Consider the following 14,969-nt stretch of genomic DNA (forward strand, 5'->3'; position numbering starts at 1 on the left):
TACTTTTTTCGGTAAAACGTCAATTCTTGCATTTTGTTAATTAAAGGTTAATTTGACGTTTAATGTCCTTATCTAAATCGATTAAGTAGCGAAATTGATTTTTAATGTCAAATCTCAAATTTTAGAATTCCCTCTATATTTGCTCTATGATATATGACTGTATTATTATAGGTGGTGGAGCAGCAGGTTTTTTTACTGCAATCAATCTGGCACGCCAGCGGCAAGATCTCAATATTCTTATTTTAGAACGTGGGGCTCAAGTGTTAGAAAAGGTGCGTGTTTCCGGAGGTGGTCGCTGTAATGTAACGCACGCTATTTTTGAACCCAAACCACTGACAGGGCGTTATCCTAGAGGGAACAAAGAATTATTAGGCCCATTTCACAGCTTTATGAGCGGGGATACCATGGCTTGGTTTGATGAGCTGGGTGTCGCGCTTAAAATAGAAGAAGATGGAAGAATTTTTCCGGAGTCAGATAGTTCGCAAACCATTATAGATTGTTTTCTTGATCAAGCTAAAAAACTAGGTATTGAGCTGAGCACTAAAATGCCGGTAGCAGCTGTTAACAAAGTAGATGACACCTTTCAAGTTGAAACTAAAACGCAAACCTTCAGCAGTGCCTCTGTGGTGGTTGCGACTGGGAGTAACGCAAAAATGATTAGGCAACTGGCGAGTAATGGATTGGCGGTAATTCCAGCGGTTCCGTCTTTATTTACCTTTAATATAGATGACGAGCGTATTACAGACCTTGCAGGCTTAGCTACCCCGGCAAATGTGCGCCTTTTTGATACAAATAACCAACAGCTTTCAACAGGCCAATATGCGATAGATCAAGAAGGTGTTGACGGCCCTGTGCTGATAACGCATTGGGGTATGAGCGGACCGGGGATTTTAAAACTGTCGGCTTGGGCGGCGCGAGAATTGCACGCTTGTGACTATCAATTTTCTATAAGAGTTGATTGGCTTCCGGAGTATGACCGAGCGACTTTTGGAGATTATCTCAGATCTCTAAAATTTGATCTGGCCAAACAGCAAGTCTTTAAACGTAGTCCATTTAATATACCGAAACGCCTATGGCAGCAACTGGTTCTAGCTTCAACTATTTCCGAAGCCTTAAAATGGGCAGATCTTTCTAAAGTAATGCTTCAAAAGCTGGAAATTCAATTACGAGAAGCTCAATTTAAAGTTCGTGGCAAAAGCACCTTTAAAGAAGAATTTGTAACCGCAGGCGGAATTGACCTGAAAGAAATTGATTTCAAAACGTATCAAGCCAAAAAAATAAACGGATTATATCTGGTTGGAGAAATACTTGATATTGATGCGGTAACTGGCGGATTTAACTTTCAAAATGCCTGGACCGGTGGGTATATTGCCGCGCAAGCTTTAGCGCAAAAGCTTTAATTGAGACGCCAGATCTCAAAATTGAGTGCAGAAGCATAGGCTACCCAAATTATATAAGGAAATAAAAGATAGGCTGCTTCGGGTTTCACTACTTTAAACCATTTAAACGTAAAAAGGAGCAGGATCAATAAGCTTATGATGATAAGGAGTGCCGGTAAAACGAGATGCATTCCAAAGAAAACAATAGACCAGGCTGCATTTAAAATAAGCTGAAATCCAAAATGATAGAGCGCTGTTTTGACCCATTTGTGGTAATAGCCTTTGTTCCATACCAGGCCTGCGGCGATTCCCATTAAAATATAAAGTACGGTCCATACAGGCGCGAAAAGCCAATTAGGTGGTGTAAAAACAGGTTTTGCTAATTGCGGATACCACGTGAGCACACTGCTTTGCGTGGCAATAGCACTTAAAAAGCCTACGAGTAAGCATACCGTAATCGGGATCAGAATATGAAAGGTTTTTTGTGTATTCATATTATGGGCATTGCTGTCTAATTTAGAAAATTTTTATGAGTTTCAGACCTCAAAAAAAAGCTAGCGGGCTTTCAAAACTTTTTAGAGAGGTTATATTTGCAGTATGACAACTACCAAATTTCATCCTGAACCATACACTCAGGCATTGACGACAAAATCAGTGAGTTATGAATCTCCTAGTAATATTGCCTTAATTAAATACTGGGGAAAGCACGGCATTCAAATTCCTAAGAACCCTTCAATAAGTTTTACTTTAAATAACTGCAAGACCACAACTACTCTAAGTTATGAGAAACGCTCTGAACCGGGTGATGCTTATGAATTAAAAGTGATTTTAGATGGAAAGCATAAACCGGGGTTTGAGCCTAAAATCCATCAGTTTTTTGGGCGCATTGAAGCATATTTGCCTTTTATAAAAGACTATGCCTTTACAATTGAGACTTCTAATAGTTTTCCGCACAGTTCGGGGATCGCGTCTTCTGCAAGTGGATTAAGCGCATTAGCCTTGTGTTTGATGGAGATGGAGCGTGAGATGCAACCAGATATGACGCTTAAACACTTTAAGCAAAAAGCTTCTTTTATCGCACGTTTAGGTTCGGGTAGCGGTTGCCGGTCATTAGAAGGGCCTATTATGGTTTGGGGAGAGCACGCAGATGTAGATGGAAGTAGTGATGTGTATGGTGTGCAATACCCTTATCAGATCCATTCGGTTTTTGATCACTATCAAGACACGATTCTTTTAGTAGATAAAGGCGAAAAGCCAGTAAGCAGCACCGTGGGGCATAATTTAATGCATAACCACGCTTATGCCGCGAGCAGATTTGATCAGGCGGTAGAAAATTTATCACGTATAATTCCTATTCTCCAGGAAGGTGATTTAGATGGCTTTGTGGCTTTAGTAGAGAGCGAAGCACTTACGCTACACGCAATGATGCTAACCAGTAATCCGTATTTTATACTGATGAAACCTAACACCTTGCATATCATTGATAAAATCTGGGAATACCGAAGAGAGACCGGTGTGCCTGTATGTTTTACGCTTGATGCCGGGGCCAATGTGCACGTTTTATATCCAGAAAAAGATAAAGAAGCTGTACAAGGATTTATTAAGAATGATTTAAGTAAATATTGCCAGGATAATCGGTATATTTTTGACAATGTGGGAAATGGAGCAATTAAATTGTAAATTTGCTTCGGTTTAAAAACCTGTACGCTTTATGAAAGGACCTTTATTTTATTCTAAAATTTTACTTTTTGGTGAGTACGGAATCATCAAAGATTCTAAAGGCTTATCAATACCTTATAATTTTTATAAAGGTGCTTTAAAGGTTGATGAGCATCCTGATGAAGTCGCGGTCAAGTCTAATGAAAGCTTAGGTAGATTTGCGGTTTATTTAAAAGAATTGCAAGAAGATCAGCCTGATTTAGTTCAATTTGATATTGAGGCGCTCCAAGAAGATGTTGCCAAAGGAATGTATTTTGATAGCACAATTCCACAAGGATATGGTGTAGGAAGTAGTGGTGCGCTGGTTGCTTCGATTTATGATAAATATGCTTTTGATAAAATCACGATTCTCGAGAATTTAACGCGTGAAAAACTGTTGAAGCTGAAGCATATTTTTGGCCAAATGGAATCATTTTTCCACGGAAAATCTTCAGGTCTTGATCCGCTTAACAGCTACTTGAGCCTTCCTATTCTTATTAATAGTAAAGACGATATCGAGCCTGCCGGAATTCCTTCTCAAACTCCTGATGGAAAGGGCGCTGTGTTTTTATTAGACAGCGGGATAGTTGGCGAAACTGCCCCAATGATCAATATTTTTATGGAAAGCATGAAGAAAGAAGGTTTCCGTAAAATGTTGAAGACACAATTTGTAAAGCATACTGATGCCTGTATTGACGACTTTTTAAAAGGGGATGTCAAGTCACTTTTTGGGAATGTAAAACAATTGTCTAAAACTGTACTGCGCAACTTTAAACCTATGATTCCTGCAAGTTTTCACGATCTCTGGAAACAAGGTATCGAGACTAACGATTATTACCTGAAACTTTGCGGTTCTGGTGGAGGTGGTTATATTCTTGGCTTCACGCAGGATATTGATAAAGCCCGTAAAGCACTCGCCGGCCATAAGGTTGAGGTGGTTTATAATTTCTAAGAATTTCTTGGTATTAAATATCTGTTTATGTCACGCATAAGCCGTAGAAACAAACTGTTGCTTTTAAAATTTCTGAGTTTGTTTTCGGTGGTGCGCGGGTACAACATTCTCATTATAGTTATAGCACAATATCTGGCTTCCATCTATATTCTTTCGCCAGATTTACCGCTTAGAGAAGTACTGTTTGATGTTAATCTCTTTCTTATTGTGGTTTCTACCTCTGTAGTGATCGCCGGCGGTTATATTATCAATAGTTTTTATGACAGCGAAAAAGACTGGATCAACAGGCCTAATAAAACCAAGCTAGACCATCTAGTGAGTCAGAAAAAGATGCTCTCTCTTTATTTTGTACTCAATTTTATTGCGATCATCGTCGCCAGTTATGTCTCGTTTTTTGCTGTGCTGTTTTTTTCTGCCTATATCTTCGGTATTTGGATCTACTCTCATAAACTCAAAAAAGTTTTATTCTTAGGAAACCTTGTTTCCGCTTCTTTGGCGCTCACACCCTTTTTTGCAGTCTTTATCTACTATCGCAATTTTGAAAAAGTGATTTTTGTTCACGCCGTTTTTTTGGGTCTCATCATTTTGATGCGCGAACTCATAAAAGACCTTGAAAACATTAAAGGAGACATTGCGCTTAATTACCATACTTTTCCTGTGGTCTATGGAGAAAAATCTACAAAAGCATTGATCTCCTTACTTATTGGAGTGATTGTGATTCCTGCTTTTTTATTGATTAATAAATTTGATATAGGGTTAATGCGCTACTACTTTTATGTCAGTACCTTGCTGCTTATAGTGTTTTTATACCTGCTGTGGTGGTCAGATGCTAAGCTTCATTATCTATTGCTGCATAATATTTTAAAATTCATTTTAGTACTTGGAGTTTTTAGCATTCTACTTATTGATCCTGATATAGTACTTAATCGAATTGTATAAAAAAAGGTCATCGCATTGATGACCTTCTGGCTAATAAAATAAACGAGACCGATTAAATTTCTTTTACGATCTTATAACTTAGGTTGAAGAACTTGTTTTTACCAACAGCTACCTTTGCTTCTTTATAATTGAGTCTGTTTTTGATGTAATTCTCGATTGCAGGATTTTCGGTGGTTACATTGAGAACCACAATGCTGCCTTGCGCAGTTACCATAAACTCAATTTCATTTTCTAAAACATCCTGCTGCAACTCAAGATCTGGAGTTCCTAAAAGCTCGATGATTTGTGTACGCAATTGCATACTTGCGGTTTCTGGTTTTGGGTCTGTGTTAGCCAATAAGCTTGATGTAGATAATACTAAGGCTACGACTAGAATTTGTAATTTTTTCATTGTTCTTTTTTTTACTGATTGATGTTTCAAATGTAGCTGTTAAGATTGCTTAGCAGAGCATTTGATGTGTTATCAAACTAGGGCTAAACCTTTCATTTTGTGTAAAATTCAAAACAGGAAACTATTTCTAAACATTTCCATTTTATGCAAATAAAACCGAAGTTTTCTATCAATTTAAAGCTGTTTAACTAAGTTTTGATACAAAGTTCTGAGCGAAGCATACGATTAGGTATTCAGCTGAATAATTCGAAATCAAGATTTGTGAACTTAAGGTTATGCCAACTTAAATTTAAGCCGGAATACTGGTGGGTTGATTTTGATTTTTTAGATCAAAAAGCACATTTAAAATAGGAGCTGTTCATTAAGAATCACGTGCATTAGTAATTTATTTGTTTCGATTTTTAAATATGTATCTTTGCGCCAAATTTTAGAAGTATGAGCAGACATCAAGAGAGTAAGAAGGGCGGGAAAGCGTCTGGTCGTGGGGCAAATAACAATCGTGCTAAAAGTCATGCGCGAGGTAATGCACCTATTAAAAAGAATACAACCGGTAGTAGTCGAACTGCGACTGCAAGTACGGGAAAAGGCGGTATACGTCTTAATAAATATATCGCAAACAGCGGAATCTGTTCGCGACGAGAAGCAGACCTTTATATAAGTACCGGGCAGGTTTCGGTTAACGGCGAGATCGTTAATGAGATGGGCTATAAAGTCAATATTGATGATGATGTGCGCTTTGATGGGCGTCGCATAAATCCGGAAGCTAAGGCGTATGTATTGCTTAATAAGCCCAAAGGTTTTTCGGTTACGACCAGTAATTCTAAAGGAATGACTGTAATGGATCTTGTGGCGAGCTCAACAAAATCTCGTATTCAGCCGGTAGGGCGTTTGGGGCGCAATGCAACCGGCTTGTTGCTTTTTACTAACGACGATAAGGTGATGAAAAAACTCACCAATTCTAAAACGGGACTTCCGCGGCTATTTCATATTGAACTAGATAAAAACCTAAAGGCCGAAGATCTTGAAAAAATTAAAAAAGGACTTACTGTTGACGGTAAGCGTTTAGAGATTGAAGATCTGAGTTACGTTGACGGAGCGCCTAAAAAAGAGGTGGGGCTTAAAATGCGTAATGTAGGTAATAGTATTATCCGTTCTATTTTTGAGTATTTAGGCTATCAAGTGGTGCGCGTAGATTGTGTAATTCTAGGTACGTTGACTAAAAAAGATTTACCACGCGGTAAATATCGTCACTTAAAGGAGCAAGAAGTGCATAACTTGATGATGCTTTAAGTGTTTGTTTGAGTGGTTTTTAGTGTGAAATAGGTGGTGTTTTTAATATTTTTTACATTACCTTAAGAGTTGAGTGTATCGTATCTCAATTTCTTTTTTTACATTTCACGCTTTAAATTATTTGATGAATACTAAGTATATAGATCTTATAGATCAATCTTTCTACTTTCCTCAAGAAGAATTCAAACTTGAGGGCAATCAGCTCGAATTTCACGATATAGATTTAATGGCGCTTGTAAAAGAATACGGAGCTCCATTAAAATTCAGTTATCTGCCAAAAATTTCTGAGAACATAAACAGGGCAAAAGGCTGGTTTGCAGATGCCATTGCAAAACACAATTACAAAGGCTCTTACAATTACTGCTATTGTACAAAAAGTTCGCACTTTAAACACGTGCTTGACGAGGCTTTAAAAAACGATATTCATATTGAGACTTCATCAGCTTTTGATATCAATATTGTAAATAAGCTGAAAGAGAACGGTAAGATCACCGAAGATACATTTGTGATCTGTAATGGTTTTAAACGCGATCAATACATTAACAATATTGCAGATTTGATCAATGGTGGTCAAAAAAACTGTATCCCTATTATTGATAACTACGAAGAGATCAACCTGCTTACCGAAGGTATAAAAGGAGATTTCAAAATAGGAATCCGTATTGCTTCGGAAGAAGAGCCTAAGTTTGAGTTTTATACCTCTAGGTTAGGAATTGGGTATAAAAATATTGTTCCGTTTTACGAAGAGCAAATCAAGAATAACGATCAGGTAGATTTAAAGATGTTGCATTTCTTCATCAATACCGGAATTCGCGATAATGCGTATTACTGGAACGAGTTGAACAAATGTCTTAAAGTATATATTCGCTTAAAGAAAATATGTCCTTCGCTTGACAGCTTGAATATTGGTGGAGGATTTCCTATTAAAAACTCGCTGGCTTTTGATTATGATTACGCCTATATGGTAGACGAGATCATCAATCAGATCAAGATCACCTGCGATGAGGCAGATGTTCCTGTCCCTAATATTTTTACTGAATTTGGAAGTTTTACCGTTGGCGAAAGCGGGGGCGCGATCTACGAAGTGTTGTACCAAAAGCAACAAAACGATCGTGAAAAATGGAATATGATCAACTCATCATTCATCACCACATTGCCAGATACTTGGGCGATAAGCAAGCGTTTTATTATGCTTCCGGTAAATCGTTGGGATGAAGAGTATGAGCGTGTACTATTGGGCGGTCTTACTTGCGATAGTGATGATTATTACAATAGTGAGCAGCACAGCAACGCGATTTATTTACCTAGATATAAAAAAGATAAACCGTTATACATCGGCTTTTTTAATACCGGTGCATATCAAGAAACCATAGGAGGCTATGGCGGACTTCAACACTGTTTAATCCCGCAACCTAAACATATTCTTATAGATAGGGATGAAAATGGTAACTTAACAACCCGTATATTTAATGAACAACAAAAAGCAGAACAATTGCTTAAGATTTTAGGTTATGAGTACAACTAAAAATTATGCTGGCATTCCTGATGAGTTTGCCAAACTTGAAACTTCAAAAATTGTACTAATCCCGGTACCCTATGATGGGACAAGTACCTGGGGAAAAGGAGCTGATAAAGGTCCGCAGGCGTTTTTAGACGCATCAGAGAATATGGAGACTTATGATATAGAGACTGATACTGAAGTGTATCAACAAGGGATCTATCTCGCTCCTGCAATAACCGAAGCAAGTTCGCCTGAAGCAATGGTGGCCGAGGTGCATAAAACGACCAAAGATTTTATCAAGCGTAACAAGTTTGTGACGCTTTTTGGTGGTGAGCATTCGGTTTCTATTGGTGCGATTAGAGCGTTTAACGAGTTGTTTGATGACTTAACAGTATTGCAAATTGATGCGCACGCTGATCTACGTCAAGAATATATGGGGAGCAAGTGCAACCACGCGTGTGCGATGTACGAAGCCAGCCAAACCACAAACCTTATTCAAGTAGGAATCCGCAGTATGGATGCGCTTGAAAAAACTGTGATGGATGAAGATAAAACCTTCTTCGCTCACGAGATGGTTCAGGATGAATATTGGGTTGATAACGTGATTGATCTTTGTACAGATAATGTATTTATCACCTTTGACCTAGATGGGTTAGACCCTTCAATTATGCCTTCTACAGGAACTCCTGAGCCGGGCGGATTGTTCTGGTATGAGACTATGGATTTCCTGAAACGTGTTTTTGCTGAAAAAAATGTGGTAGGGTTTGACCTTATGGAACTTTGCCCCAACGAGCACGATAAATCTTCAGACTTTTTAGCGGCAAAACTGTACTACAAGATGCTTAGCTTCAAATTTGAAGGTGAGGATGTAGAAGACAATTATGATAATACTTACGTAGCAAATCCTGCAAAAGGAGGCGTTAATAAATTTGATTTAAATGACGATGAAGACTAAGGGAGCAATCTCTCAATTTATAGAAAAATACTATTTACACTTTAATGCTGCTTCTGTAGTTGATGCTGCCAAGGCATACGAAGAGCAGTTAAACAATGGCGCTAAGATGTTAGTGTCATTAGCAGGCGCAATGAGTACCGCAGAGCTGGGTAAGATCTTTGCAGAAATGATCCGTCAAGATAAAGTGCAGATCATTTCGTGTACCGGAGCCAACCTTGAAGAAGATATCATGAATTTGGTAGCGCACTCGCATTATAAGCGTGTACCAAACTATCGTGACTTGACGCCACAAGAAGAGTGGGATTTACTTGAAAACGGTCTCAACCGTGTGACCGATACGTGTATTCCTGAGGAGGAAGCTTTCCGTAGATTACAGCAGCATATTTATAAAATTTGGAAAGAAGCAGATGACGCCGGTGAGCGTTACCTTCCACACGAGTTTATGTATAAAATGTTGTTGAGCGGTGTTCTAGAAGAATACTATGAGATCGACTTAAAAGATTCTTGGATGTATGCCGCAGCAGAGAAAAATTTACCGATCATTTGCCCAGGATGGGAAGACAGTACGATGGGTAACATCTTTGCTTCTTATGTTTTGAAAGGCGAACTGAAAGCCTCTACGATGAAGTCTGGGATTGAATATATGACCTTCCTTGCAGATTGGTATACTAACAATTCTGAAAACGGAATCGGGTTCTTCCAGATCGGCGGTGGTATCGCAGGAGATTTCCCTATTTGTGTAGTGCCGATGCTTTATCAAGATATGGAACGTGAAGACACACCGTTCTGGAGCTATTTTTGCCAGATCTCTGATTCTACAACCAGTTACGGTTCGTATTCAGGAGCAGTGCCTAACGAGAAAATTACTTGGGGTAAATTAGATATCAATACCCCTAAGTTTATCATAGAAAGTGATGCAACCATCGTTGCTCCGCTTGTTTTTGCTTATCTATTGGATATGTAATCTTTGAGATTTTACGATAAAAAAAAGCCTCCTAATTAAGTTTGGGAGGCTTTTTTATTTTAAGTCTTACTCTTTGATCGCTTTGTTTTGCGTTTTCCAATCTATTAAAGGAGAAGGGTAGTAATTGACGTCCATAGACTCTAAAAATGGAGCCTGATTGCCTAAGCGCACTTTATAGTTTTCCCAATCCCTTTGTTCGGGAAGTGACCAATTTAATTCAGCATAGCCAATGGCTCTGGGGAACGCTAGGTATTCAAGTTCGCTAATCGTACTTATGGTTTCAGACCAAAGCGGCGCTTCGATACCTAAAATATTTTCTCGAGGAATATTTTCGTAGGCTTCCGGTTTCCAGACATACGCTGTGTCAACGGGAACATAACCAGCCCAATTCAGTCCATATTCAGATTTTAAATCGTATTTCATATCCAAATAGGCTTTTTTGGCAGGAGATATAATCACCTTTAAATTCTTAGTGACAGCTAGTTCTGCGTTTTCTTTGCTTTGCCAGAATTGCACCACAGAAGAAGTATCAATATCAGCAGTAGCAACTTCGTCCCAGCCAATCATTTTCTTATCATATTTCTGAACGATTTGCTCTACTTTATTTACAAAATAGATATAATCGTTCTTTTGAGTTACGTGACTTTCATCACCACCAATGTGAAAATAAGGCCCGGGAGTGATCGCTGAAATTTCTCGCACAACATCATCTATAAATTGATAAACGGTGTCTTTTCGTGTGTCAAAGGTGCTGAAACCTACGTGAGTTCCGCGGTAGATTTCAGGGGTTTTACCATTTCCATTTAAAATAGGATAAGCTACAGAAGCGGCGTTGGTATGGCCCGGCATATCTACCTCAGGCACGATGGTCATATGATTTTTAGCAGCGTAGGCCACAATAGCTTTGTAATCTTCTTGGGTGTAAAATCCGCCGGGTTCTGTGCCCACTTCGGTTGCACCACCAATTTCTGTAAGTTTTGGCCAAGATTTAATTTCAATACGCCAGCCCTGATCATCTGTTAAGTGCAAATGCAACACATTGTATTTGTAATAAGCGAGAAGGTCGATGTATTTTTTCACATCTTCTACTGTAAAAAAGTGTCTGGCAACGTCAAGCATTGCACCGCGATATTCAAAAAACGGGGTGTCATTTATAGTTCCGGAAGCGATGGGCCACACCGGATAATTAATGATAGAATCACTGGGCTTCATAGGCATTAATTGTCTCAAGGTTTGCACTCCTCTAAACGCAGCCGAAGCACTCGCAGCACTCAGAATAATAGAATCTTTGTTGATCTTGAGCGCGTAACTCTCATTATTAATTTTTGATAAACTGTCTGATTGCTGAATGTAGATCACGCTTTCCTGCTCGGGAAATTCGGTATTAACTGAAATTTGCAATTGGGTGCGATCTTTTATTTTTTCTGAAAGAAAAATCCCAACTTCCTCAAAGCCCAAAGAGTCTGGCGCTGTTTGAATAGCAGTAAATTGATCTAGCGGAAACGCGCTATAACTGGCATTAAGCAAAGCCGGTTTAGGGATTAAATCCGCCTGAGATAAATCGGTTTTTGGAAGGTTTAAAACGCGCGGCTCTTTTTCAGGTTTACACGAGAAGAACACAAAAAGCATAAGACTGAACGCAAATACGGAAGGGCATATTTTATGCATGAGAATTAGGTAAATAGAACTCTGAAAACGACAGAGATTGTTTGGTTGGTAAAAGGTTTTAGTTGAGTAGTTTGATGCAAAAAAGCAATCAATGCTACACTATGCAAATTAAGGTATTGTAATGAATTTAATTACTAATCTCAATCAATTTCAGCGCAATTAACAGGAGTTCGCAGCAACAAAATGGGACTTCTGCAAATTTCCTTTAGAACAAATGCTTATTTTCGCAGCCTTATTTGTTAGTATGTCATACCGTCTTACAGTAGTCGTTCCTGTTTACAATGAGCAAGATAACTTGCTTCGCGTCGAAAAAGTTTTCCAAGATTATTTTGAAATTGCCGCCGTACCTACTCAGGTGCTGTTTGTAAACGATGGTTCTAAAGACCGCAGTCAAGAACTCATTGAAGAGATCTGTGCCCGTAGTGAAGGGTTTCAGTATATATCCTTTGCACAAAATTGCGGGTTGAGCGCTGCGATTAAAGCCGGCTTTGATTATACAAACACACCGCTTGTGGGCTATATTGATAGTGATTTACAAACGACTCCTGAAGATTTTAATATCTTGATAAAATACATCGGCGAGTATGATCTGGTGACCGGTCATCGCGCAGATCGTAAAGACTCTTTCGTTAAGAATATGTCGAGCGCTATTGCTAACAACATTCGCCGTGCTTTTACGCATGATGGTATGGACGACACGGGTTGCCCGCTGAAAATTATCAAGACCGACTATGCGAAGCGTATTCCTATGTTTAGAGGGTTGCACCGCTTTTTGCCGGCGATGATCTTGTTGCAAAACGGCAAGACTATTCAAGTTCCTATACGTCATTTTCCTCGTATCGCGGGTACGGCAAAATTCGGTCTCTGGAACCGTCTTTTAGGTCCGTTAATGGATTGCTTTGCCTACCTATGGATGAAGAAAAAATATATCAATTATGATGTAGCAAAGAAATCTAATGGATAGTCCGTTTTGGATATATAGCGTTGGATTTTTAGCCCAATTGATGTTCTCTGGCCGCTTGGTAATCCAGTGGTTTTTAAGTGAAAAGCAGAAACGCGTATTAACGCCTTCAACCTTTTGGTGGTTGAGTTTAGGAGCATCTTTTTTACTTTTTGTTTATGGATATTTGAGAGAAGATTTTGCCATCATGTTAGGCCAATCTCTCACGTATTTCTTGTATATACGCAATTTGCAATTACAGGGACAATGGGTAAAAACTCCAAAAATACTACGTTGGTTCTTGCTTATTTTTCCGGTTTTACTGGTGATCTACGGGTATAATAACGGGGATTACGATGTGGAAAAACTTTTTAAAAATGAAGATATTCCACTTTGGCTTTTGATTTTAGGTAGTATCGCGCAAGTGATTTTTACACTGCGTTTTATCTATCAATGGATTTATTCTGAGCGAAAGAAAAAATCAAGTTTACCTTTAGGATTTTGGTTACTGAGTTTAATAGGCGGTTTACTCATTCTTACATATGCAATACTCAGAAAAGATCCCGTTTTATTCGTAGGACATCTTATGGGAGTTTTCATATATTTTAGAAATATGCGACTTTCAATAGGTATTGATAAAGAATGAAAATTTCAGAAAAACATTATTCCTATATTTTATTAGCAGCTTGTTTGCTGTTATTTTTTCCACATCTAGATGTGCTGTATGCAAATATTATGGAAGCGCGCAATTTTAATACCGCGCGTGAAATGCTGGAGCATAACAACTGGGTGCTGACCACGATGAATGGCGAAGCGCGTTATGAAAAACCGCCGTTGCCTACGTGGCTTGCCGCGCTTTCTGCAGCATTATTTGGAATTACCAAGTTGTGGGCCTTGCGTTTGCCTTCGGCGATAATCAGTACGGTTCTAGTGCTTTTTAGTTTTTCGTTTTCGCGGAAGCGTTTACAGCTGAGTGCAAAGCAAAGTCTGTATGCAAGTTTGATTCTTGCCACATCATTTTATATCCTCTTTTCCGGAAGAAACGGTACCTGGGATATTTTTGCACACGCATTTATGCTCGGCGGTATTTACTTCCTCTTTCAGTTCTTTAGCAGTACGAAACATAAATATCGCAACACGGCATTAGCCGGATTGTTTATAGGGCTTTCCTTTATGAGCAAAGGTCCGGTAAGTCACTTTGCGCTTTTACTCCCATTTTTGATCGCCTATATCTGGGTATTTAAATTACGCACCTACAAAACCCGAATAGTGTCATTTACTCTTATGATCTTAATTGCTCTAGGCTTGAGTTCGTGGTGGGCGCTAGCGATTTACTTTGGGGATAGTGATACGGCGACAGCGATTGCAGATAAAGAGGCTACGGCTTGGGCTAATCGCAATACCAGACCTTTTTACTATTACTGGAGCTTTTTTACTCAAAGCGGAATTTGGACCATTCCGGCATTTGTGAGTTTGCTTTATCCGTATTTAAAAACTCGAGTTGCTAATCTCAAAGCCTATCGCTTCAGTCTGATCTGGACGCTTGCTGCGGTGGTGCTTTTATCCTGCATCCCTGAAAAAAAATCAAGATATCTGCTACCGGTGCTTATTCCGCTGGCTTTGAATGCCAGCTTTTATATTGAATATTTGGTACGGAGATTCCCAGTCTTGAGTGACAAGCGCGAGACGATTCCTGTATATTTTTATTTTAGTGTAATCACCATTGCTTCGGTGTTAGCTGCGCCTGCTGCGCTTTTTCTGTTTGCAGATCAGTTAGAAGGAAGCTTGTGGTTCTGGTATGCGTCGCTTCAGATAAGCAGTCTGTTTATTGCGATCATTTTGGTTAAAAGTCTTCAGCAAAAAAGAATAGAGCGTGCATTTTTTGCGGTAGTCGTTTTTGCTTGTGCGATCGTGAGTTTTGCCTTTCCGCTTGTAGAATTGAGTTATACCAACGAAGATTACGAGCAGATTGCTCCTAAAGTAGCAGGCCTATTGCACGAGGAAACACCTCTATATTTATTTGAAAATTCTTCCCCAGAACTTATTTGGGATCTCGGGCAGCGGGTGCCGGTTTTAAAAACACGTGATGGATTGCAACTTCCTGAGCAGGCTTCATTCTATTTAATTGTAGAAGAAGAGCGTACCCAAGAAGTAGAAGAGCTACTTGCAGACTATACACTGCAGCGTGTGCACTGCTACGATGGTAATATCACGACCAAAGCAGACCGTAATTATAAAAGCAGAAGAATAGGGTGTTTGTATTTGGTGAAAAGGAAAAATTAAACCTGAATT

General features: G+C 39.0%; 14 protein-coding genes. 11 read left to right on the forward strand and 3 right to left on the reverse strand.

Annotation, left to right across the window (positions count from 1 at the left end; genetic code table 11):
- Nucleotides 1-146 precede the first annotated feature (146 nt).
- Complete coding sequence (locus LDL79_RS10205; protein ID WP_225597635.1) at nt 147-1,400, forward strand: BaiN/RdsA family NAD(P)/FAD-dependent oxidoreductase; 1,254 nt, start codon at nt 147-149, stop codon at nt 1,398-1,400.
- Here the strand turns inward: LDL79_RS10205 and LDL79_RS10210 are convergent.
- On the reverse strand, nt 1,397-1,873 hold the full coding sequence (locus LDL79_RS10210) for a TspO/MBR family protein (RefSeq protein ID WP_225597636.1): 477 nt from the start codon (nt 1,871-1,873) through the stop codon (nt 1,397-1,399). The two genes, LDL79_RS10205 and LDL79_RS10210, sit on opposite strands and share 4 nt — an antisense overlap.
- Nucleotides 1,874-1,976: 103 nt before the next feature.
- Between LDL79_RS10210 and LDL79_RS10215 the strand changes: the two genes are divergently transcribed.
- Genes LDL79_RS10215 through LDL79_RS10225 form a run of 3 tightly spaced genes read left to right on the forward strand, consistent with a single transcriptional unit; the run spans nt 1,977 to nt 4,968 of the window.
- Complete coding sequence (locus LDL79_RS10215; RefSeq protein ID WP_225597637.1) at nt 1,977-3,059, forward strand: diphosphomevalonate decarboxylase; 1,083 nt, start codon at nt 1,977-1,979, stop codon at nt 3,057-3,059.
- Nucleotides 3,060-3,090: 31 nt separating this feature from the next.
- Nucleotides 3,091-4,029: a mevalonate kinase family protein gene (locus tag LDL79_RS10220; protein WP_167596117.1), complete on the forward strand. Its 939-nt coding sequence runs from the start codon at nt 3,091-3,093 to the stop codon at nt 4,027-4,029.
- Nucleotides 4,030-4,056: 27 nt separating this feature from the next.
- Nucleotides 4,057-4,968: a geranylgeranylglycerol-phosphate geranylgeranyltransferase gene (locus LDL79_RS10225; protein ID WP_072985026.1), complete on the forward strand. Its 912-nt coding sequence runs from the start codon at nt 4,057-4,059 to the stop codon at nt 4,966-4,968.
- Between the two features lie 52 nt (nt 4,969-5,020).
- On the opposite strand, the gene LDL79_RS10230 is transcribed toward LDL79_RS10225, so the two are convergent.
- Nucleotides 5,021-5,359 carry a hypothetical protein gene (locus LDL79_RS10230; RefSeq protein ID WP_167596118.1) on the reverse strand — a complete coding sequence of 113 codons (339 nt, stop codon included), beginning with the start codon at nt 5,357-5,359 and terminating at the stop codon, nt 5,021-5,023.
- Nucleotides 5,360-5,794: 435 nt separating this feature from the next.
- On the opposite strand from LDL79_RS10230, the gene LDL79_RS10235 reads away from it, so the two are divergent.
- The 4 genes from LDL79_RS10235 (at nt 5,795) to LDL79_RS10250 (ending at nt 10,069) form a co-directional block, all read left to right on the forward strand.
- On the forward strand, nt 5,795-6,649 hold the full coding sequence (locus LDL79_RS10235; protein ID WP_225597638.1) for a pseudouridine synthase: 855 nt from the start codon (nt 5,795-5,797) through the stop codon (nt 6,647-6,649).
- 124 nt (nt 6,650-6,773) lie between these two features.
- Entirely contained in the window at nt 6,774-8,174 is a 1,401-nt protein-coding gene (locus LDL79_RS10240) for an arginine decarboxylase (protein WP_072985019.1), read from the forward strand.
- Nucleotides 8,161-9,105 carry an agmatinase gene (speB, locus tag LDL79_RS10245; protein ID WP_167596120.1) on the forward strand — a complete coding sequence of 315 codons (945 nt, stop codon included), beginning with the start codon at nt 8,161-8,163 and terminating at the stop codon, nt 9,103-9,105. Before LDL79_RS10240 ends, speB begins: the two co-directional genes overlap by 14 nt.
- Nucleotides 9,095-10,069 (forward strand): deoxyhypusine synthase family protein, encoded by a 975-nt coding sequence (locus LDL79_RS10250; RefSeq protein WP_009778996.1) that lies wholly within the window; start codon nt 9,095-9,097, stop codon nt 10,067-10,069. Before speB ends, LDL79_RS10250 begins: the two co-directional genes overlap by 11 nt.
- Nucleotides 10,070-10,135: 66 nt before the next feature.
- On the opposite strand, the gene LDL79_RS10255 is transcribed toward LDL79_RS10250, so the two are convergent.
- Entirely contained in the window at nt 10,136-11,737 is a 1,602-nt protein-coding gene (locus LDL79_RS10255; RefSeq protein ID WP_225597639.1) for a family 20 glycosylhydrolase, read from the reverse strand.
- Nucleotides 11,738-11,981: 244 nt separating this feature from the next.
- Between LDL79_RS10255 and LDL79_RS10260 the strand changes: the two genes are divergently transcribed.
- From LDL79_RS10260 to LDL79_RS10270, 3 genes are read left to right on the forward strand one after another with little or no spacing between them, the layout of a single operon-like run.
- Nucleotides 11,982-12,701, forward strand: coding sequence for a glycosyltransferase (locus LDL79_RS10260; protein WP_225599963.1), 720 nt, complete (start codon nt 11,982-11,984; stop codon nt 12,699-12,701).
- Nucleotides 12,694-13,323: a lipid-A-disaccharide synthase N-terminal domain-containing protein gene (locus LDL79_RS10265; RefSeq protein ID WP_225597640.1), complete on the forward strand. Its 630-nt coding sequence runs from the start codon at nt 12,694-12,696 to the stop codon at nt 13,321-13,323. The genes LDL79_RS10260 and LDL79_RS10265 overlap by 8 nt, the downstream gene beginning before the upstream one ends.
- A complete protein-coding gene (locus LDL79_RS10270) occupies nt 13,320-14,960 on the forward strand; it encodes an ArnT family glycosyltransferase (protein WP_225597641.1) in 1,641 nt (546 codons plus the stop codon). Before LDL79_RS10265 ends, LDL79_RS10270 begins: the two co-directional genes overlap by 4 nt.
- The last annotated feature ends 9 nt before the right edge of the window (nt 14,961-14,969 follow it).

The organism is Leeuwenhoekiella palythoae (genome assembly GCF_020310025.1).
Taxonomy (GTDB): Bacteria; Bacteroidota; Bacteroidia; order Flavobacteriales; family Flavobacteriaceae; genus Leeuwenhoekiella; species Leeuwenhoekiella palythoae.

Coding starts and splice junctions, on each gene's coding strand:
- LDL79_RS10205 (WP_225597635.1), top strand. CDS start 147: ATGATATATGACTGTATTATTATAGGTGGTGGAGCAGCAGGTTTTTTT.
- LDL79_RS10210 (WP_225597636.1), bottom strand. CDS start 1,873: ATGAATACACAAAAAACCTTTCATATTCTGATCCCGATTACGGTATGC.
- LDL79_RS10215 (WP_225597637.1), top strand. CDS start 1,977: ATGACAACTACCAAATTTCATCCTGAACCATACACTCAGGCATTGACG.
- LDL79_RS10220 (WP_167596117.1), top strand. CDS start 3,091: ATGAAAGGACCTTTATTTTATTCTAAAATTTTACTTTTTGGTGAGTAC.
- LDL79_RS10225 (WP_072985026.1), top strand. CDS start 4,057: ATGTCACGCATAAGCCGTAGAAACAAACTGTTGCTTTTAAAATTTCTG.
- LDL79_RS10230 (WP_167596118.1), bottom strand. CDS start 5,359: ATGAAAAAATTACAAATTCTAGTCGTAGCCTTAGTATTATCTACATCA.
- LDL79_RS10235 (WP_225597638.1), top strand. CDS start 5,795: ATGAGCAGACATCAAGAGAGTAAGAAGGGCGGGAAAGCGTCTGGTCGT.
- LDL79_RS10240 (WP_072985019.1), top strand. CDS start 6,774: ATGAATACTAAGTATATAGATCTTATAGATCAATCTTTCTACTTTCCT.
- speB (WP_167596120.1), top strand. CDS start 8,161: ATGAGTACAACTAAAAATTATGCTGGCATTCCTGATGAGTTTGCCAAA.
- LDL79_RS10250 (WP_009778996.1), top strand. CDS start 9,095: ATGAAGACTAAGGGAGCAATCTCTCAATTTATAGAAAAATACTATTTA.
- LDL79_RS10255 (WP_225597639.1), bottom strand. CDS start 11,737: ATGCATAAAATATGCCCTTCCGTATTTGCGTTCAGTCTTATGCTTTTT.
- LDL79_RS10260 (WP_225599963.1), top strand. CDS start 11,982: ATGTCATACCGTCTTACAGTAGTCGTTCCTGTTTACAATGAGCAAGAT.
- LDL79_RS10265 (WP_225597640.1), top strand. CDS start 12,694: ATGGATAGTCCGTTTTGGATATATAGCGTTGGATTTTTAGCCCAATTG.
- LDL79_RS10270 (WP_225597641.1), top strand. CDS start 13,320: ATGAAAATTTCAGAAAAACATTATTCCTATATTTTATTAGCAGCTTGT.